At 60.5% G+C, this 18,387-nt stretch carries 15 protein-coding genes; 4 read left to right on the top strand and 11 right to left on the bottom strand.

Going from position 1 to position 18,387, the window contains the following annotated elements:
• Positions 1-13: 13 nt before the first annotated feature.
• Entirely contained in the window at positions 14-703 is a 690-nt protein-coding gene (gene phoB, locus QYQ93_RS00375) for a phosphate regulon transcriptional regulator PhoB (RefSeq protein ID WP_016703132.1), read from the bottom strand.
• A 154-nt stretch (positions 704-857) separates the two neighbouring features.
• Here phoB and QYQ93_RS00370 point away from each other — a divergent pair, with 154 nt between their 5' ends.
• Positions 858-1,235, top strand: a complete 378-nt coding sequence (locus tag QYQ93_RS00370; protein ID WP_043048119.1) for a hypothetical protein — start codon at positions 858-860, stop codon at positions 1,233-1,235.
• Positions 1,236-1,342: 107 nt separating this feature from the next.
• Here the strand turns inward: QYQ93_RS00370 and ubiA are convergent, their stop codons facing one another.
• Positions 1,343-2,233, bottom strand: a complete 891-nt coding sequence (ubiA, locus tag QYQ93_RS00365) for a 4-hydroxybenzoate octaprenyltransferase (protein ID WP_043048118.1) — start codon at positions 2,231-2,233, stop codon at positions 1,343-1,345.
• A complete protein-coding gene (locus QYQ93_RS00360) occupies positions 2,233-2,796 on the bottom strand; it encodes a chorismate--pyruvate lyase family protein (RefSeq protein ID WP_043048117.1) in 564 nt (187 codons plus the stop codon). The genes ubiA and QYQ93_RS00360 overlap by 1 nt, the downstream gene beginning before the upstream one ends.
• A 195-nt stretch (positions 2,797-2,991) precedes the next feature.
• On the opposite strand from QYQ93_RS00360, the gene QYQ93_RS00355 reads away from it, so the two are divergent.
• The 3 genes from QYQ93_RS00355 (at position 2,992) to QYQ93_RS00345 (ending at position 4,809) form a co-directional block, all read left to right on the top strand.
• Positions 2,992-3,159 (top strand): rubredoxin, encoded by a 168-nt coding sequence (locus QYQ93_RS00355; protein ID WP_003213373.1) that lies wholly within the window; start codon positions 2,992-2,994, stop codon positions 3,157-3,159.
• A gap of 36 nt (positions 3,160-3,195) precedes the next feature.
• Positions 3,196-4,344, top strand: a complete 1,149-nt coding sequence (locus QYQ93_RS00350; RefSeq protein ID WP_043048115.1) for an NAD(P)/FAD-dependent oxidoreductase — start codon at positions 3,196-3,198, stop codon at positions 4,342-4,344.
• A gap of 189 nt (positions 4,345-4,533) precedes the next feature.
• A complete protein-coding gene (locus QYQ93_RS00345; RefSeq protein ID WP_003195589.1) occupies positions 4,534-4,809 on the top strand; it encodes an HU family DNA-binding protein in 276 nt (91 codons plus the stop codon).
• A gap of 142 nt (positions 4,810-4,951) precedes the next feature.
• Here the strand turns inward: QYQ93_RS00345 and QYQ93_RS00340 are convergent, their stop codons facing one another.
• The 8 genes from QYQ93_RS00340 to tssE all read right to left on the bottom strand — a co-directional run bounded on the left by QYQ93_RS00340 (position 4,952) and on the right by tssE (position 18,378).
• Positions 4,952-5,398 (bottom strand): hypothetical protein, encoded by a 447-nt coding sequence (locus QYQ93_RS00340; protein ID WP_043048113.1) that lies wholly within the window; start codon positions 5,396-5,398, stop codon positions 4,952-4,954.
• Between the two features lie 24 nt (positions 5,399-5,422).
• Entirely contained in the window at positions 5,423-9,781 is a 4,359-nt protein-coding gene (locus tag QYQ93_RS00335; protein ID WP_338476012.1) for an RHS repeat-associated core domain-containing protein, read from the bottom strand.
• Between the two features lie 14 nt (positions 9,782-9,795).
• Positions 9,796-10,230, bottom strand: coding sequence for a DcrB-related protein (locus tag QYQ93_RS00330; RefSeq protein ID WP_043048110.1), 435 nt, complete (start codon positions 10,228-10,230; stop codon positions 9,796-9,798).
• 15 nt (positions 10,231-10,245) lie between these two features.
• Complete coding sequence (locus tag QYQ93_RS00325; RefSeq protein ID WP_338476011.1) at positions 10,246-12,192, bottom strand: type VI secretion system Vgr family protein; 1,947 nt, start codon at positions 12,190-12,192, stop codon at positions 10,246-10,248.
• Between the two features lie 157 nt (positions 12,193-12,349).
• Positions 12,350-15,007, bottom strand: coding sequence for a type VI secretion system ATPase TssH (gene tssH / locus QYQ93_RS00320; protein ID WP_338476010.1), 2,658 nt, complete (start codon positions 15,005-15,007; stop codon positions 12,350-12,352).
• Positions 15,000-16,043, bottom strand: coding sequence for a type VI secretion system baseplate subunit TssG (tssG, locus tag QYQ93_RS00315; protein ID WP_338476009.1), 1,044 nt, complete (start codon positions 16,041-16,043; stop codon positions 15,000-15,002). Before tssG ends, tssH begins: the two co-directional genes overlap by 8 nt.
• Positions 16,007-17,866, bottom strand: coding sequence for a type VI secretion system baseplate subunit TssF (tssF, locus tag QYQ93_RS00310; RefSeq protein WP_043048105.1), 1,860 nt, complete (start codon positions 17,864-17,866; stop codon positions 16,007-16,009). Before tssF ends, tssG begins: the two co-directional genes overlap by 37 nt.
• Positions 17,863-18,378 (bottom strand): type VI secretion system baseplate subunit TssE, encoded by a 516-nt coding sequence (tssE, locus tag QYQ93_RS00305; protein ID WP_338476008.1) that lies wholly within the window; start codon positions 18,376-18,378, stop codon positions 17,863-17,865. Before tssE ends, tssF begins: the two co-directional genes overlap by 4 nt.
• Positions 18,379-18,387: the final 9 nt, after the last annotated feature.

Genomic DNA, 18,387 nt, shown 5'->3' with positions numbered 1-18,387 from the left:
GGGGAGGGCTGGCTCAGCTTTTGGTGGAAAACCGATAGCCGGTACCGCGCACGGTTTGTACCAGATTCTCGTAGGCATCGCCCAAGGCTTTGCGCAGGCGACGGATATGCACGTCAACGGTGCGCTCTTCCACATAGACGTTGCCGCCCCACACCTGGTCCAGCAATTGGCCACGGGTGTAAGCGCGCTCTTGGTGGGTCATGAAAAATTGCAGCAGGCGGTATTCGGTCGGGCCCATCTCGGCGGGCTTGCCGTCGATGGTCACGCGGTGGCTGATCGGGTCGAGCAGCAGGCCGCCGACTTCGATTGGCGCCTCGCCATCGGTCGGGCCGGCTCGGCGCAACACGGCTTTCAGGCGTGCGACCAGTTCCCGTGGGGAAAACGGCTTGGTGATGTAGTCATCGGCGCCGACTTCCAGGCCCTGGATCTTGTTGTCCTCTTCGCCCTTGGCGGTGAGCATGATGATCGGGATATCCCCGGTCAGCTCGTCACGCTTGAGGCGCCGGGCCAGCTCGATACCCGAGGTGCCGGGCAGCATCCAGTCGAGCAGGATCAGGTCCGGCTTGCGGTCGACGATAATGGCGTGGGCCTGCTGGGAGTTCTCCGCCTCCAGGCAGTCATAGCCGGCCATTTCCAACGCAACGGCGATCATCTCGCGAATGGGCGCTTCGTCGTCAACAATCAGAATGCTCCTGCCAACCATGCCTAAAATCCTCTTGTCATTTAACTGTCTTGCGCCGCATTAGATAACGGAATTATTGCAGTCGTGTGACAGTAATTTAGTCACTTGGGCAATTCATGGCACTCTGGTCTACCCTTTGGGTCCGAATCCTGACAACCACAATAGGAAGGTTCCGATGACTTACAGCACTGTTTCCTGGAAAGCCCTGCTGGTTACGGCGGTGTTGACCCTGCCGGGCCTGGCGTTTGCGGCAGAGCCGGCGATGACCCAAGGTGGTCTGCTGGTGGATCACAAGGGCATGACGCTCTACACCTTCGATAAGGATGCTGATGGCAAGTCAGTGTGCAAGGACGAGTGCGCGACCAACTGGCCACCGTTGAAAGCTGAATCCACAGATACGAAGACCGGCGATTGGACGGTGATTACCCGTGACGATCAGACCAGCCAGTGGGCCTACAAAGGCAAGCCGGTCTACACCTACAAGGACGACAAGAAGGCCGGTGACAAGACCGGGGATGGCAAGGGTGGCGCCTGGCACATCATCAAGCCTTAAGTCTGCTGCGCTGCTGGATCCATCGGGGGCAAGCCCCCTCCCACACTTGATTGTATTCACAAATCAAAATGCGGGAGGGGCTTGCCCCCGATGGCGTCGGTCCTGCACTACCGAACTGCGTAATCCACCACAATCCCGACAAAAATCGCCAACCCCGCCCAGTGGTTGTGCAAGAACGCCTTGAAGCATTTCATCCGGTCCCGGTCTCGGGTGTACCAGAACTCCCAGGCAAAGCAGCCTGCCGCCGCCAGCAGGCCGAGGTGGAACCAGCCGCCCAGCTCGAACCGCGCGCCGGCCAGCAACAGACAGACCAGCGACAGCCCTTGCAGGGTAATAATGATCACGCGATCAGCATCGCCAAACAGAATGGCGGTGGATTTCACCCCGATCTTCAAGTCGTCATCGCGGTCGGTCATCGCGTAATAAGTGTCGTAGCCCACCGTCCACAATAGATTGGCGATATACAGCAACCATGCCGTAGCCGGCAGGTGGCCGGTTTCTGCGGTAAATGCCATCGGCATGCCCCAGGAAAACGCAGCACCCAACACCACCTGCGGGTAATAGGTGTAGCGCTTCATGAACGGGTAGCTGGCTGCCAACGCCAGGCCACCCAGGGACAGCAGGATGGTGGAGGCGTTGGTCAGCAGCACCAGCAGGAAGCTGATGCCCATCAACACGGCAAAAAATACTAATGCTTCTTTCGAACTGATCTTGCCGCTCACCAGTGGGCGTTGCTCGGTGCGCTTCACATGGCCGTCAACCTTACGGTCGGCCCAATCATTGATCACACAGCCGCCGGCGCGGGTCAGCACTACACCAAGTACAAAGATCACAATATTGAGCAGAGACGGCGAACCCTTGCCGGCGATCCACAGCGCCCATAGCGTCGGCCATAGCAGCAGATAGATGCCGATCGGCTTGTCCATGCGCGTCAACTGAATGAAATCCCAGGCCCTGGGATTCAGGCGGTTCAGGGACATGAGCAGACGTTGATACATCAGCAGTTCTCCGGATGGTCATGCAGCGCGTGCCAGAAACCCGGCAGGAAGACTTCCGCTACCAGCACGCTCAGCGATCCGCGGTCAAAGCGTGAGCGGCGCGCCCACAAGCCGTCGGTCTGGTCTGCTGTCGGCAGCCATGGTCGGGGGTAGCGACACACCTCAATGGCCTGGCGGGTAAACGCGTGGTCGCAGAACAGCAACTCGCCCAGCGAACGGCTACCCAGCTCGTCCATGTGCAGGCCGTCGCCCTGCAAGGCACTGCGCGCCGCCACGCTGCGGGCAAATACCCACGGCTGGTCATGCCCACGCAGATACACCTCACGTACCCAGCCGACACTGGCCTGGGCCAAGCCAAGGGCCGCGCATTCATCATCGCGCAATGGCTGCCAGCCTTCGAACAGCGGCGTCACGCTGAAACCGTCGTTGGACAGCCACGTCAGCCGTCGCGTCAGCGAGCCTTCGTCAAACAGCCAATTGAGGGTCAGGGGCGTGGGCAAGGGGCTCAGAAGGCTCTGGGTCAGCCATTGGCCAGCATCGGGAAGGGCGATTGAGTGCGGCACGGTGAGTCAGTATTAGCAGCAAAAGAGGCGGCGAGCTTACCATGGCACCCTGAACATTTGCCGCGCCAAACCGGCCGTTTGCGCCGATCGTGCTTGCATCTGCCGGCCCCGATCAGTACAAAACGCCCTGAGCCGTGCGGCAACGCTGGATCCACCGACCGCCGGCCAAGATGCCTGACCCTGAGGAAGCAAGTAATGAAGAAGTGGCAATGTGTAGTCTGCGGCCTGATCTATGACGAAAAAGACGGCTGGCCGGATGACGGAATCGCTCCGGGTACCCTGTGGCAGGACGTCCCGGAAGACTGGCTGTGCCCTGACTGCGGCGTGGGCAAAATGGATTTCGAAATGATCGAAATCGGCTGATTCTTAGTTTAAGACACGTACTACAAGGAGAAAGGAATGAACGCACCTGTCGTGATCATCGGCACAGGATTGGCCGGTTACAACGTGGCCCGGGAGTTTCGCAAGCTCGACAGCGAGACCCCGTTGCTGCTGATCACCGCGGATGACGGGCGCTCCTACTCCAAGCCCATGCTCTCCACCGGCTTTGGCAAGAACAAGGAAGCCGATGGCCTGAGCATGGCTGAGCCCGGCGCCATGGCCGAGCAGCTCAAGGCCCAGGTGCGCACCCACACACGTGTCAGCGGCATCGACCCAGGCCACAAGCGCCTGTGGATCGGCGAGGAAGCGGTGGCCTACCGCGACCTGATCCTGGCCTGGGGCGCAGAAACCGTACGTGTACCGGTCGAAGGCGATGCGGCTGAACTGATTTTCCCGATCAACGACCTGGAAGACTACGCACGATTCCGCGCCGCCGCTGCCGGCAAACGTCGCGTACTGCTGCTTGGCGCTGGCCTGATCGGCTGCGAATTCGCCAATGACCTGATCCTCGGCGGCTATGAAATCGACCTGGTTGCTCCGTGCGAGCAAGTCATGCCGACCTTACTGCACCCGGCGGCGGCCGCTGCGGTGCAGGCCGGGCTTGAGGGCATCGGCGCGCGCTTCCACCTGGGCCCGGTGCTCAATCGCCTGCAACGCACGGCTGATGGCCTTGAAGCGCACTTGTCGGACGGTGAAGTGATCCACTGCGACCTGGTGGTGTCCGCCATCGGCCTGCGCCCTCGCGTAGACCTGGCCGCGGCCGCCGGCCTGCAAATCAATCGCGGGATCATGGTGGACCGCCACCTCAAGACCTCCCACGCCAATATCTATGCCCTGGGCGACTGCGCCGAGGTCGATGGCCTGAACCTGCTGTACGTGATGCCACTGATGAGTTGCGCCCGCGCCTTGGCGCAAACCCTGGCCGGTAACGCCACGGCCGTGAGCTACGGGCCGATGCCGATCACGGTGAAAACCCCTATCTGCCCACTGGTCGTATCACCTGCGCCACGGGGCGCCGAAGGCGTATGGAGTGTCGAAGGGCAGGGCGGCGATATCAAAGCCCTGTGCCGCGACGCCAGCGGCCGCCTGCTGGGTTACGCACTGACCGGCAGTGCTGTCATGGAAAAACTGGCCCTGAACAAAGAACTTCCACCGTTGCTGGCGTAAATACTGGTCGTTCTGTCGGAATCAGCACGTTCTAACCTCGAGAAAGGCCGCCGCGAGACTGGCGCGGCGCCCGAGGGCATGCCATCCTCACTCCCGTCTGCCGCAGAGTAGAGCCTGCGGCGCCTTGGGCGCTGCTCCACCAGAGAGCAGCACGGACATAACAACAAAAAACCGTCAAAGAGGCTTCATATGCGTAAACCAGATCTCGCAGCCGCCATCGCTGAAAAAGCAGACCTCACCAAAGAACAGGCCAACCGCGTGCTCAACGCCGTGCTCGAAGAAATCACCGGCGCCCTGCATCGCAAGGACAGTGTCACCCTGGTTGGTTTCGGCACCTTCCTGCAACGCCACCGCGGCGCCCGTACCGGCAAGAACCCGCAAACCGGTGAACCAGTGAAAATCAAGGCCAGCAACACCGTTGCGTTCAAGCCGGGCAAGTCGCTCAAAGACAGCGTCAACCCGTAAGTTAAGCGGTACCGTCTCGAAGGGAGGCGGGGCGGTAAAGAAGATGGGCACGCCGACTGGGTCGGGTGCCCATTTTTTGTAGCATTGCGCCAATCAATTTGCCCGGATTAGCCTTGTTCCCTTTGTCTATGGAATGAACAAACTACTTGAAGATTTCCGTCGTTGTTTCCCCTTCGTAAGTTTGAACAGCCATTCGATAGATGTCGGTCCATATATCCCCTGTTGGCCTTTTAACAAGGTGTTTTGAACCAAATACATAAACAGTCTCACCTAGAGATATCTCTTCTTTGATGTGCTGCGCTGTAGGTAATACTAAGAATTGATGCAAAAAGACCATAGGGTGACCCTGATGATACAGCCAGGCAGGTTCGCCTACCCATACGGGTTTATCCTTCATGCAAAGGTATTCGTTATCGAGTCGCTCCGTTAGCCATTTTTTTTTATTTTTTGGTGCGCCTTGCGCTACATATTCTTCGTAAAGCTTGCGAGCAAAATCCTCCGCGCTTTCACCTTCCATCGAGGCAGATTTTTTTTCCGCGACAGTCATTGCCGTGCCCCAGAAAAGGTGAAAATCAGTCAACTCACTCATGTCCGCTGCTCCTGAAAGGGTTTTCTAAAATTGCCCTGTGGTTTTTACAATTCTCACCAAATCCCAGCCGGTATGGCGATACTTGTCCATTGACTCATGTCCCCAAGGCGTCGCCTTGGTCAAGTTCCAATCTTCATGAGCCACTTTTGATCCGGCGCGTTGTGGAATGTATTGATGATTCAGTTCCATCGATACTGTGATTTCCTTGGTCTTGCCAACACGTCCCTTTAGTCGGCTTCTCGGAGTATTACGATAACGAACCTCTATTCTCATCTGCGGTGCCTTGCCCAGGGCCATTCGAGCCAGGTTACTAGTTGAGTACTGGCCTGGCCGGGCATTGGCACCCGCGGCTTTCCAAACGTCTTTCCTTGCTGTGCTCCAACATTTCCAGCCCCACGGGTCGATCCAGGTGATCGGGTTCGGCCCATATTGATAGAGATTGATCCCTCCCGCCAACCCAAGAGGATCCGGTGTGGTAAACCGCCCGATATCCGGGTCGTAAAACCGGAATGTATTAAAATGCAGTCCCGTTTCTCGATCTAGATATTGCCCCTGAAACCGTAAGTTTTGCTCTTCGATGTAGGTAGGCTCGCGCACTTCCTCCACCGTACCGCCCCAGATTCGATAACGGGTCCGCCAGATAACTTCGCCGTCTTCTTCGGTTAGCTGCTCCGGCTGGCTGTTGAGGTCGTTATGGTAGTGACGGATTTTTTGCAGAGGCCCCGTGCCGTCGACCCGGGCAACGGGCTTGTAGCCTTCATCTTCATAGATATAAAGGCTGGACTGACTATGCTTGGATTCCTGCAAGAGACGCAGCTCGTCCCAGAGGAAGCGTGTCATCCCCAACTGATAGCCATCGCTGCCATACTCGGCTTTTTCAATGCGACGCCCCAGGGGGTCATAGGTCATCCTTATCCTGTTGCCGTTATCGTTTCGTACTTCAACCAGACGACTTTCCGCATCGTAGACAAAGCGCTGTAAACCGCGAGAGGCACTGCGTTTTTCGACCATGCGACCCAAGGCGTCGTACCGGTAACGCTTATCTTGATAGGTCAGCAGCCGGTTATGTTTTACCAGGCCACCTTGATGTGAACTATCGAGCAGGTTGGCTGCGGCATCATAGGCGCAGGTTTCGCTCCGTCCTGCCTGGTGGCTGACAAGAATCCGTTCGGTACTGTCGTAACCCAGATGCTCTTGATGATCGTGCACGCGATCGACGCGATGACGTCCAATCACGTTGTCGCTGGGATCGTAGCTGTAATCGGTCTCGACCAATGGTGGCAGCTGCCAGGGCTGGTCGATGCTGCGACGCTGTCGGGACCGAACCCTTCCGGTCCGGTCGTAAGCACTACTCGTCTTGAGTTGACCCTGAGTACGCTGCACTTCGCGATGCAAGCGATCACGCTCGAAGTCGCTGATAACATTTCCATCCAGATTCAACTGATGCAGGTGGCCACTGCCGTAATACAGGCGGTTCAGCCATCGACCGTCGGGCAAGCCGGTTTGAATCAGATTTCCCAGTTCGTCGTAACGATGCTGCACAGACCCTGCCGAGCTTTTCTCCTCAAGGAGCTGACCCATGGCGTCATAGCTGAAGCCAAGTGATTGCTCACTACCATCAGGCGCCGTGAAAGTAACACCGACCAATTGGTCGTTGAGGTCGTGCTCGTAGCTGGTGGTACCGTCCGCCGTTATTTTGCTGATCAGGCGTCCCACGGGATCTCGCTGAAGCTGATGTGACAGCGGCGCTACCGGCTCCCCTTCCGTCCCCGGCAGGTAGTCAACGGCGACGACATCATCCAGCGGATCATAGGTGTAGCAGCGCCGGCTTTTATCCAGGTCCTGCTGCTGCACCATGCGGTCGGCTGCGTCCCACTCAAAGCGATAACTCTCACCGTTCTCGTTGGTCAGCTTGCTCAGTCGTCCGTAGGCATCATGATCGAACATGACCGTGCGGTTATGCGCATCCCAGCGTTGCTTGACCAGGCCGCGTACGTCATAGGCATAGCGCGTGGTGCTACCGGCCGGGTCGATGTAAGCCGTCAGATAACCAATGGGGCTACGTTGAAATTGCTCCAGGCGACCATCTGGAAGCTGGCATTCCAGCAATAGTCCTTGAGGTCCGTATCGGTAGCGCACCGACTCACCTTCGGCATTGGTCTGCACCATCAGATTGCCAAATGCATCGTATTGATAACGGGTCGGATAACCCGAACAATCCACTTCTTCGACCAGTTGGCTCCACTCGTTCCAATGCAACGTTTTGGTCTTTTCCGTGGCGTCGATGATTTGCACCGGCTGACCGAAACCGTCATAGACGTAACGCGTACGGTTTCCCAGGGGGTCGATTTCTTCGATGCAGTTGCCACGCTGGTCGTAGCGATAATGCCAACTGTTGCCCGCCGGATCGGTTTCCACCTGGGGCAATGCCCAGTGCGCCAGCCACTGCGTGCCACGGGTTCTGGACAGTGGATCGATGACGGCGCTCAGATTGCCGGACGCGTCATAGTTGAAACGCCACTGGCCGTTTTGCGGGTCAATCGCGCCGAGCAACTGGCGATCTTCGCTCCATTCAAACTGCCACGTATGGCCCAGGTTATCGACGTAGCGAGTGATCTGGAACTGCGGGTTCCAATGCCGCGTGCTGACCCGCATCAGGCCATCGGTCACGCGGGTAATGCCAGCGTCCAGATCGTAATCGAAGCTGTACTCATTGCCCGCATCGGTCCAGTGCCGACTGACGCGCCATTCCGGGCCGTGTGGCCCAGGTACTTCAGCCCATTGGTAGAAGCAGCGCAAACCACTCGGCAATTGGTGCTCGGCCATGCGCCTGCCGCTGTCGTAGGCAAAGCGTCTAAGGGTTGTGCCTTGTGCGTCCAGGACTTCGGCAAGATCGCCATTGCTGTCATATCGATAACTGACGAGCACGTCGCTGCGCGCATCGAAATGGTCCTGGCGCAGATAACGCCGTTCGATGTGGCTCACGCGCCTTGGGTGTTCAGCCGAGTAGTTCAGTTCAACATGCATCAAGTCATGGGTGTCGCGCAGGCGATACAGTCGCCCCTGACTGTCATAGTCGAGGAAGATCCGCCCCTCATTGCGATCACCCAGCAGCTGCAAACGCATCCGCGAGCTGTTCAGCGGATCGGGCTCGAACAGGCGATACAGTCCGTCGATACTCTCGATCAATACCGCGCCGTCGCCGCTGCGTCTCACCGCAAGGCCTTCGCCCGGGTCGAACGCTCCGCCAGACAAGGGAATGTAGCCAATGTCCAGGCGGCGCCCTTGTTCATCGATGTAGAACAGGTTTTCGTCTGCCTCTATCTCGATCGACACCTCGTACGCAACGCTCCAGCCGGCGCCAAAGAGGCCACCGCGACGTGTATCGAGACTGTTGTAGAAACGTTGCCAATCAATCGCAAGCAGGCCCGGCAGTACAAAATCCAGCTCCTCCTCTTCGCCCAGGACCTTGGCCCCCGTCGCGCTGTGCACCGGATTGGGCGAACCATTCATGGCGCTCTTGAGCGCCGAGGTGACCTTGGCAGTCCCATAAGAGATCGCCCCGCCCACCAGCGCACTTCCGATCATGCACGGCAGCTTGGTCCAGAAACACTTCACATTGCCCCGCAACGCCATCACCACGGCAATGGCCAGCCCCACCCCCGGCGTTTTCCCGCTACGAATCTCCTGTACCACAATGGTCTCGCCACCAATGCGCACATCCGGCGAAATCAGGCCCTCAGCCGTGCCGATCTTCGCATCACAGGTACTGCGATCCCCGCTGCGCGCCGCCGGCTGACCATTGATGAATACCGAGCTGGAACCCTCGGCAATGAATTGCAGCGGCATCGGCGGGTGCTTGTTGCACCCCACGGTATCCAACTGACAAGGCTCGGTGCCGGGGGCGGGCGAGGCGACGGTCGGGCGCCACATCTGCGAGAAAAACTCACCTGCCATGTCCAGGAAGCTGGGGGCCGGCGATTCGCTGGGCGCGACGGGCACAGCCGTCATCTTGCCGGCGGCGCGGGCAGCCTTTTTGCCGTTGATGAAGACGTTATGCGAACCGCTGGTGATGAAGGCGTCGATCACGGGTGGGGATACCCAGTTGGCCGCAGACTCGCACCAACTGGATATTTTCAGGTCGGCCCCTGTAAGCCCCGCGGTGATCCCGACGACGGCCCCCACGACCAATACCAATGCAACGCCGCCTGTGGCGATGGTTGCCCCGGTCGCGAGGAACACCGCCCCTGCAACGGCCAGGCAGCCCACAGTGGTGAGTGCTGCATAGGCGGCCACTTCCAGCACACCGCCGAGAATGTCGGCCATCACCGAGGTGTGCAGCAGTGCGTCGCCTTCGCGGGCAGCCCAGAGGTCTTCACTCATGGCTCAGGCTCGACTCAAGGCGTAGCGCAAAAGGTGAGCGTGTTTTTCAGCGTTGCCCAATGCGCCGCCTCGGCAGGCCCCAGGGGCTGGGTCTTGACGTAACTCAGGGCGACCAGGTTGCGTGTGCCGGGTATCTGCATTGCCAACTGATATTGGTAAATGTTGTCGCTGCCCTTGTTGAAACGGTTCTGTACTTCAAAGGCGTCGATGTCCTGCATCGGCCCGACCTTGACCGCTTGTGCAGGGGAATAGCGAAGGTCCTTGACCTGCTGTTCGAGTTTTTTCAACTGGCCTTCGAAATTGCTTTGCAGGCTTTCGCCGTCCGCCAACGGACTGCGGCTCACCACCAGGGTGGTACCCAGCTTGGCGAACTTGAGGATATTGATCGAGGTGTCTTGTACCTCAGCGTCGGGCAGGGTGAACTGGGCTTCGTTGATCAGGTAATTCATGGTGAAGAAATCTCGTTATTGACCAGCGCCGGGCTTGCCGGGGAATTTTGATTCGACGGCGGACTTGATCGTGTCTTGCACGCCTTGGGCGCCGGGCGATGTGCCTTTGTCGCTGCCCAGGTTGATATCCAGCTTGCCCTTCGTCTGGATCTTGCTGCTGCCGGTGGAAAACAGGTTGAACGAGCCACAGGTCAGGTTGATGTCCCCGCCTGCCTTGAGCTCGATGACACTGTCCCCGCACACCAAGCGAAGACACTCTCCGGCTTCGATGGTGTAGTGCGTGGCGGCGCTGTCCGACTTGGCCCCACCCACGATCACGGTGTCGTTGTTGCGCACCACCCGCAGGCGGTTATTCCCGATGGTCACCGTCTCGTTGTGGCCAATACTCTTGTTGCGGTCATGCCCTACCGAATGGCTTTCATCCACCTCCACGACGATGTCCTGATTGCGCTCGGCATGGATGTACAACTGTTCCAGCCCTTTCTTGTCCTCCATGCGGATTTCATTGAAGTTGGCCGGCGTGCCGCCCTTGCTCGAACGGCTTTTCATGCCGCTCTGGGTCGCGTTTTCCGGCAGGTCGTAGGGCACGGTCTGCTCGGCGTTGTAGACGCGGCCGGTGATGATCGGACGGTCGGGGTCGCCTTCGAGGAAGCTGACGATCACTTCCTGGCCGATCCGTGGAATCTGCATCGAACCCCAGTTCTTGCCGGCCCAGGATTGCGACACACGAATCCAGCACGAGCTGTTCTCGTTGGACTGGTCGTGACGGTCCCAGTAGAAGTGCACCTTCACGCGGCCGTATTGGTCGGTCCAGATTTCTTCGCCTTTGGGGCCGACCACCAAGGCGGTTTGCGGGCCTTTGACGATAGGGCGGTGGGTGTTGGCCAACGGGCGGAAACTCTGTTGGGCGTCGATGCAGGTCAGGCTGCTTTCGAACTGCGCCGAGCCCGAGCCACCGCCGCTTTCCAGGCTTTCCTGGACGATGTAGTAGCGGCAGCCGACGATCAGGTATTCGCGGTTCTGGTCCTGGCGGCTGAAGCCGGTGAGGCTGAACAGATGGCCGGAGCCCAGGCCCCGCGCATTGCCGGCGAACTCGATCTGCTCATGCAGGGTTTGCAGTGCTTCGATGCGGGTGCGTGCGTAGTGTTCGCCATCTGCGCTTTGCACGTAGGTGCCGGGGTAGTCGTACAGCGGGTAGTCGCCGGCGGTGTGCGGGCGCGGCATGGCCGAGCGCACGTCGATGCTGGCGCCGGGGCGCTGGAAGTCGTAGTCGTTGAGCTCCAGTGAGCCCGGCTGCACCTCCTGCGCCAAATGCCAATTGTGCATATGGTCGCGTTCGCGCTGTTGCTCGTCCTTGGGGTAGTAGGGGATCGACGCGTAGCCTGGCACCGTGGTGTGGGCGCCGTAGGCGTCGGCCAGCACCAGTACATGGCGGTCCTGTTCGTGGCGGAAGAAGTAGTAGATGCCTTCCTGTTCCATCAGGCGGCTGACGAAATCGAAACTGGTCTCGCGGTACTGCACGCAGTATTCCCACTCGCGATACGGTCGGCTCAGGGCGTCTTCGAAGTCGGAAAAACCCAGGTCGCGGAACACCTGCTTGATGATCTGCGGGATGCTCAGGTTCTGGAAAATCCGGCAGTCTGAGGTGCGGCTGAGCAACCACAGCCATGGGCGCAAGGTCACCTGGTAACTGGCGAACTGGCCTTGGTCGATATTCTGGCTGCAACGGGCGACGATGCCGTGGAAATGCCGCTCGCCGCCGTCTGCCAGTTGCAGGCCCACGCTCATGGGCTTGCCGAGCAACTGGTTGAGGTCGATGTTGGCGTCCAGGGACGTCAGTTGCAGCTCATAGTTGAACAGCCTGCCCAGCTCTTCACCGCCGCCCATTTCATTGAGCAACAGCACATCCGGCCCGAGGGGGCTGGTGATCTTGGCCAGGCGTGAGGCTTGGTTGAATAGCATCGGTTAACCCGTAAGTGTCGTAATAACTGAAGAAACCGAGTCCAAGTGTGGGAGGGGGCTTGCTCCCGATAGCAGTGTGTCAGTTATGCATTGGGTGACTGATTCACCGCTATCGGGAGCAAGCCCCCTCCCACAATTTTTATCGCATTCCGTCAGGTCAATCGCTGAAGTCGTAGTGCAATTCATTATCCCGGCTGCTGATCCGCACCCCCGCCAGCGCCTTGCCTTCGAGCATGCGCGTGAGGAACTCGCGGCTCATGTCCGGCAGCAGGCTGTTGGTGAGGATGGTGTCGATCATGCGCCCACCGCTTTCGGTTTCGGTGCAGCGCGAGACAATCAGGTCGACTACTGCGTCGTCGTAGTCGAACGCGACTTTGTGGGTGCTCTCCACGCGCTTCTTGATGCGGTTCAGTTGCAGGCGGGTGATCGCCTTGAGCATCTCGTCGCTCAGCGGGTAGTACGGAATGGTCACCAGGCGCCCGAGCAGGGCCGGCGGGAAAATCTCCAGCAGTGGCTGGCGCAGGGCTTTGGCGATCTCTTCCGGCTCAGGGATGTTCGCCGGGTCTTTGCACACCTGGGAGATCAGCTCTGTCCCGGCGTTGGTGGTCAGCAGGATCAGGGTGTTCTTGAAGTCGATCACCCGGCCTTCGCCGTCTTCCATCACGCCCTTGTCGAACACCTGGAAGAAAATCTCGTGCACGTCCGGGTGGGCTTTTTCCACCTCGTCCAGCAGCACCACGCTGTAGGGTTTGCGCCGTACCGCTTCAGTCAGCACACCGCCTTCGCCGTAGCCGATGTAGCCCGGTGGCGCACCCTTGAGAGTGGACACCGTATGGGCTTCCTGGAACTCGCTCATGTTGATGGTGATCACGTTCTGCTCGCCGCCGTACATGGCTTCGGCCAGGGCCAGGGCGGTTTCGGTCTTGCCCACCCCCGAGGTGCCGGCGAGCATGAACACGCCAATCGGCTTGCTCGGGTTGTCGAGGCCGGCGCGGGAGGTCTGGATGCGCTTGGCGATCATCTGCAGGGCGTGGTCCTGGCCGATGATGCGTTTTTTCAGGTGCTGGTCGAGGTTGAGCACGGTCTCCAATTCGTTGCGGGCCATGCGGCCCACCGGGATGCCGGTCCAGTCGGCGACCACTGAGGCCACCGCCTGGTAATCCACGGTCGGCAGGATCAGTGGGGTTTCACCTTGCAGGGTGGTGAGGCGCTGTTGCAGGTCGACCAGTTGCGCGCGCAGTTCATCGTTGCCGCTGTCCACCACGCCGGCCTTTTCGCGCAGCGTCGCACGGGTAGCGAGCAGTTCATCCACCAGGGCTTTCTCTTCGGCCCAACGGCTTTCCAGGGTCGCCAGGCGTTCACGTTCGGCGCTTAACAGGGCTTCGCTGTTGTTCTGGCGCGCACCAATGGCAATGCCGATGGCATGTTCGCGGGCGATGATCTGCAGCTCGGTTTCCAGCGCTTCGATACGGCGGCGGCTGTCGTCCACTTCGGCGGGCACCGCGTGCAGGCTGATGGCGACGCGGGCGCAGGCGGTGTCCAGCAGGCTCACGGATTTGTCCGGCAACTGGCGCGCCGGGATGTAGCGGTGCGACAGCTTCACGGAGGCTTCCAGGGCTTCATCGAGGATCTGCACCTGGTGGTGTTTTTCCATGGTCGAGGCCACGCCGCGCATCATCAGCAGCGCCTTGTCTTCCGACGGCTCGGCAACCTGCACCACCTGGAAGCGGCGGGTCAGGGCCGGGTCTTTCTCGATGTGCTTCTTGTACTCGGCCCAGGTGGTGGCGGCCACGGTACGCAAGGTGCCACGGGCGAGGGCGGGCTTGAGCAGGTTGGCCGCGTCGCCGGTGCCGGCAGCACCACCAGCACCCACCAGGGTGTGGGCTTCGTCGATAAACAGGATGATCGGCTTGGGCGACGCCTGTACGTCTTCGATGACCTGGCGCAGGCGCTGTTCGAACTCGCCTTTCATGCTGGCGCCGGCTTGCAGCAGGCCCACGTCGAGGCTGCGCAGTTCTACATCCTTCAGGGCCGGTGGTACGTCACCGGCGACAATGCGCAGGGCGAAACCCTCAACCACGGCAGTCTTGCCCACCCCGGCTTCACCGGTGAGGATCGGGTTGTTCTGGCGCCGACGCATGAGGATATCCACCAGTTGGCGGATCTCTTCGTCACGGCCGACGATAGGGTCGAGCTTGCCGCTGCGGGCCTGTTCGGTCAGGTCGACAGTGAAGCGCTTGAGCGCTTCCTGCTTGCCCATCGCACTTGGCGCCATCGCGCCACTGGCTTCGCCCGGCACGGCGCCGGCATTGAAACCGTCGCTCGCCGTCAGTGCATTTTCCGGGGAATCACCGACGTATTCGTCAAAGCGCTCGCTCAAGGCTTCGGCCTTGATCTTGTCGAACTCGGCCGACAACCCCAGCAGCGCATGGCGCAGGCTCGGCGTCTTGAGAATACCCAGCACCAGGTAGCCGGTGCGCACCTGGCTTTCACCGAACATCAGGCTGCCATACACCCAGCCGCGCTCCACGGCTTCTTCCACATGGGAGGACAGGTCGGTGATCGAGGTCGAGCCGCGTGGCAGGCGGTCCAGGGCTTCGGTCAGGTCTCGGGCCAGGCGCGCCGGTTCGACGTTGAACTGGCGGATGATGCGGTGCAGGTCCGAGTCCTGCAGTTGCAGCAACTGGTGAAACCAATGGGCCAGTTCCACATACGGATTACCGCGCAACTTGCAGAACACGGTGGCGGCTTCGATGGCCTTGTAGGCCACGCTGTTGAGTTTGCCGAACAGTGCGGCGCGACTGATTTCACCCATGCTCTGGATTCCTTGAGGTGGTGGCGCGATCGGCGTAATGCCGGGCCAGGATTAGGTCGTTGGCGTCATGCGCAGGGCGGCCGAGCCAGGTGTTGAAGCCCAGGCGGAACTGGCCGTTGAGTTGCAGCGCCGGTACTTCGGGTTGTTGCAAAACCAGGTTCAAGTCCCAGTCCAATTCATGGCCCAGGTACTCCGCCACCCACGCCACCAGCTCGTTGAACGGCCGGCTGCCGGGCAGCATGCCCATGTAGTCATTGAGTTTCAGCGGGCCGAGGCGAATACGGAACTTGTGCTGGCGGTCCCACACAAAGCGGCCCAGGCAAAAGTCCACGCCCAGCCTATTGGCGCTCACGCCCACGCGACTACGTTCGGGCAGCTCCAGCCATTGGCCGACGTACTCTTCGATCTCCACCGGCAGGCCGAAGTATTCGCTGAGAATGGCTTTCAAGCCATCCGGGTAGCGGGTCTGTGCCGACAGGTGGCCGCTGTAGTGCAGCTTGGCGGTATCCGGGATAAGCCCCTGATTCTGCAGGCTTGGCATGCCACGGCCACTCAAGGCGGCGAGGCGTGCAGACCAGTAGTCATCATCCGGGCGGTCGTGGCTGACCGTCGGCCGCGCCTCGGCCCAGGCGCGGTAGAACAGGCTCAGCAAGCGGTGGTGGAACACATCCAGGAATTGCTTGCTGGTGCTGTCGGCGTTGTTGCGCTGACGTTCGCGTACGTATTCGGTGATGTGCAACGGCAGCGGGCCGTTGGGGCCGCCCAGGCCGAAGAAGAATTGCTCGAGCCGCGCCGGCTTGCCGTCGCCACCGGGATCGACTGACGCCAGCGTGGCCGGGGCAAAGGTGCAATCGGCTTGTTGCCCCAGGCGCAACGGGTCATCCGCCAGGCGCAGGGAATGGCCCAGGCGCGGCAGGTCCGGCGATTCGCACTCGATACGCCGCAACGCCTGGAAGAAGTCATATTCCCAGGGCTCTTGATGCATCGCATCCAGGGTATTCACAGGGTCGGACGCCGTCCGGGCTTGGCTTTCCATCGCATGATCTCGCCGCGTTCGGTGGTACGGATCACCGTTTCGGTAAAACTGTTGATCGACACATAACGTGCCAGGAAGCGCTCCAGCACCGCGCCGAGCAGGAACACACCGGTGCCGCGAAACGCGTTTTCATCGAATTCCAAGGTGATTTCCAAGCCACGGCCGAACACAATCGGGCCAGGCATCGGCAGGCGTCGGGTCACGGCCTTGCTGCTGACTTCGCGCAGGCCCTCGATCTGCAATTGCAGGGCGGCATCGTTGCTGTCGCCGTACAGGCGCAGCAGTTCACGCAAGGCCCCGGCCCCCTGGCCCTGTTCGCTCAACGACAGGTAGTTGAGTGACAACTGGCTGATCAGGCGCCAGGCCTTGGCGTCATGGGCATGGCTGGCGCGCGGCCGGCTTGGCCCGGCGACGCAGCGCACAGACAGCACCGGGGCGCTGTCGGCCAGGGTGAAGTCGGTCTTGCCGTTACCCACACTCATGAACAGCGGCAAGTCGCGGTTGGTGCACAACGCGGTGACACCCAACTGGCGCAGGTCATGGCCGTAGGGCGCCTGGCGGCTGTCCACCAGGCTGACGAAGGTTTCGCTGCCCACATAGGTGGAGCGCGGGCCGTTGCGGCGCTGGTCGCTGGATAACACCCGTGGCTCGCGGCGCACGGTGTAGTAAGCCAGGTCACGGCCATAGCGCGACGGGTCACGCACTGCGTAGAACGGCAAGAACGGCTGCTCCGGCCCAGTGCCATGGCCGGTGATGCCGCTCAATGAGTGAATCTCGAAATCCATTGGCCGTGTGCGGTCGGCGATCACATGGTGTTCGTTGACCCGGTCGGACAAGTGGATGCGGTCCACGCGCTTGGGGAACAGGTTGATCGCCGGGGTGCAGAACGGCAGGAACTGTGCCGCACCGACGCTGCCTTCCAGGCTCGGCTCATGACGGTCGAACAGCACGATCAGCTCCAGCTCCTGGCCGTCGCAACGCTTGACTGCACGGCTCAGTTCGGCGAACTCGACGAACAGGAAGCGATGGGGCAGGGCGAAGTATTCCTGCAACAAGCGATAGCCCTGGAATGCCCGCGCCACCACCGGCATGGCTGCGTCGGCATCGTCGAACCCTCGCGAGCGCAACGCGCCCTGGGGCAGGCGCTCGACCCAATCGCCACCGGGCTGGCGCGCAAATACCGCGCAGGCATTGCCCAGCAGTTGTTCGTAGAGGCGAAACGGTTGTTCATCAGCGCCGCTCAGGTACAGCGGCAAGGTATCCAGGTCGAGGCTGTTGAACGGCAGCTCGGCACCGGTGCGCAGGGTCAGACGCAGGCCGGCCTTGGCTTTCGGTTCGCTGGCGGCCAGGCGCCCGAGCACGGCGGCGGGGTTGCCGAAATATTCGGCGTTGCTGACCTGCAACGGCCACAGCGTCACCGGGTGCGCGGTGCGGTACTCGCAGCAGGTCTGGGTTTCACGGCCCAGGGCGGCACGCAGCACCGTGTCACGGGGCAGCGGGAAACCGCCGGCCAGGGAGCCTTCATCCGGGTCGGTCTGCAACTGCACCACGGTCATCGACGGCGTCGGCGCCAGGTAGTGCGGGTAGGCGATTTCCAGCAGGTTATGAGTAAAGGTCGGGTACTCGGCGTCGAGCTTGAGCTGCACCCGGGCAGTCAAGTAGGCAAAACCCTCCAGCAAACGTTCGACGTAGGGGTCGGCGCAGTCCATGCCGGACAGGGTCAGCCGACTGGCGATCTTCGGGTATTCCTTGGCGAACTCGGCGGCGCTTTCGCGCACATGGTGCAGTTCCTGGTTGTACAGCTCCAGCAGGCGCGGGTTCATGGGCGTCTCCGCTGGTCGGCATTGAGCACGCGCACATGGCCCGACTCCAAGTCCACATCGGTCTGCAACAGCAAACGCAACGGCACCGGCTGTGCCCACAGGTCGCCTTCAATCTCGAAACTCAGGGCGTTGTGATTCATCTCGCCATGGCTCATGCGCGCCTTGACCCGCAAGGTGTGGCGTAAAATTCGCGGCTCGAAGGTGGCAATGGCCTGGTAAATCAAGGCTTCCAGGGCTTTGATATCAACGCTCGAAGCGCTGTTGCCCGCCAATGCCGGCAGGCCGTAATTGACCACCGAGGTACCGGCAGGGGTGTGCAGCGTGGCATCGGCATCGAGTAACGAGGTGGTGTTGAGCAGCCACGCCAGGTCACGCAGCACCGAGGCTTTCAATTGGGTCAGGGACAGCACGCGTTTGTCGGCGCTTTCCTTGGGATTGGTCGGGTCGTCGTCGGTCAACCGGTCCAGCAGGGACGGTTGCAGACGGTCGCGGGAAGCGATTTCAGTTACCACCAAAGCAGC

The organism is Pseudomonas khavaziana (genome assembly GCF_036704165.1).
GTDB lineage: Bacteria > Pseudomonadota > Gammaproteobacteria > Pseudomonadales > Pseudomonadaceae > Aquipseudomonas > Aquipseudomonas khavaziana.
Note: the sequence above shows the minus strand (reverse complement) of the source record. Positions and strands in the feature narration are given on the sequence as shown.

What these genes read in the sequence shown, in the direction of transcription:
- phoB (WP_016703132.1), bottom strand. Translation starts at nt 703, where the DNA reads ATGGTTGGCAGGAGCATTCTGATTGTTGACGACGAAGCGCCCATTCGC.
- QYQ93_RS00370 (WP_043048119.1), top strand. Translation starts at nt 858, where the DNA reads ATGACTTACAGCACTGTTTCCTGGAAAGCCCTGCTGGTTACGGCGGTG.
- ubiA (WP_043048118.1), bottom strand. Translation starts at nt 2,233, where the DNA reads ATGTATCAACGTCTGCTCATGTCCCTGAACCGCCTGAATCCCAGGGCC.
- QYQ93_RS00355 (WP_003213373.1), top strand. Translation starts at nt 2,992, where the DNA reads ATGAAGAAGTGGCAATGTGTAGTCTGCGGCCTGATCTATGACGAAAAA.
- QYQ93_RS00350 (WP_043048115.1), top strand. Translation starts at nt 3,196, where the DNA reads ATGAACGCACCTGTCGTGATCATCGGCACAGGATTGGCCGGTTACAAC.
- QYQ93_RS00345 (WP_003195589.1), top strand. Translation starts at nt 4,534, where the DNA reads ATGCGTAAACCAGATCTCGCAGCCGCCATCGCTGAAAAAGCAGACCTC.
- QYQ93_RS00340 (WP_043048113.1), bottom strand. Translation starts at nt 5,398, where the DNA reads ATGAGTGAGTTGACTGATTTTCACCTTTTCTGGGGCACGGCAATGACT.
- QYQ93_RS00335 (WP_338476012.1), bottom strand. Translation starts at nt 9,781, where the DNA reads ATGAGTGAAGACCTCTGGGCTGCCCGCGAAGGCGACGCACTGCTGCAC.
- QYQ93_RS00330 (WP_043048110.1), bottom strand. Translation starts at nt 10,230, where the DNA reads ATGAATTACCTGATCAACGAAGCCCAGTTCACCCTGCCCGACGCTGAG.
- QYQ93_RS00325 (WP_338476011.1), bottom strand. Translation starts at nt 12,192, where the DNA reads ATGCTATTCAACCAAGCCTCACGCCTGGCCAAGATCACCAGCCCCCTC.
- tssH (WP_338476010.1), bottom strand. Translation starts at nt 15,007, where the DNA reads ATGGGTGAAATCAGTCGCGCCGCACTGTTCGGCAAACTCAACAGCGTG.
- tssG (WP_338476009.1), bottom strand. Translation starts at nt 16,043, where the DNA reads ATGGAAAGCCAAGCCCGGACGGCGTCCGACCCTGTGAATACCCTGGAT.
- tssF (WP_043048105.1), bottom strand. Translation starts at nt 17,866, where the DNA reads ATGAACCCGCGCCTGCTGGAGCTGTACAACCAGGAACTGCACCATGTG.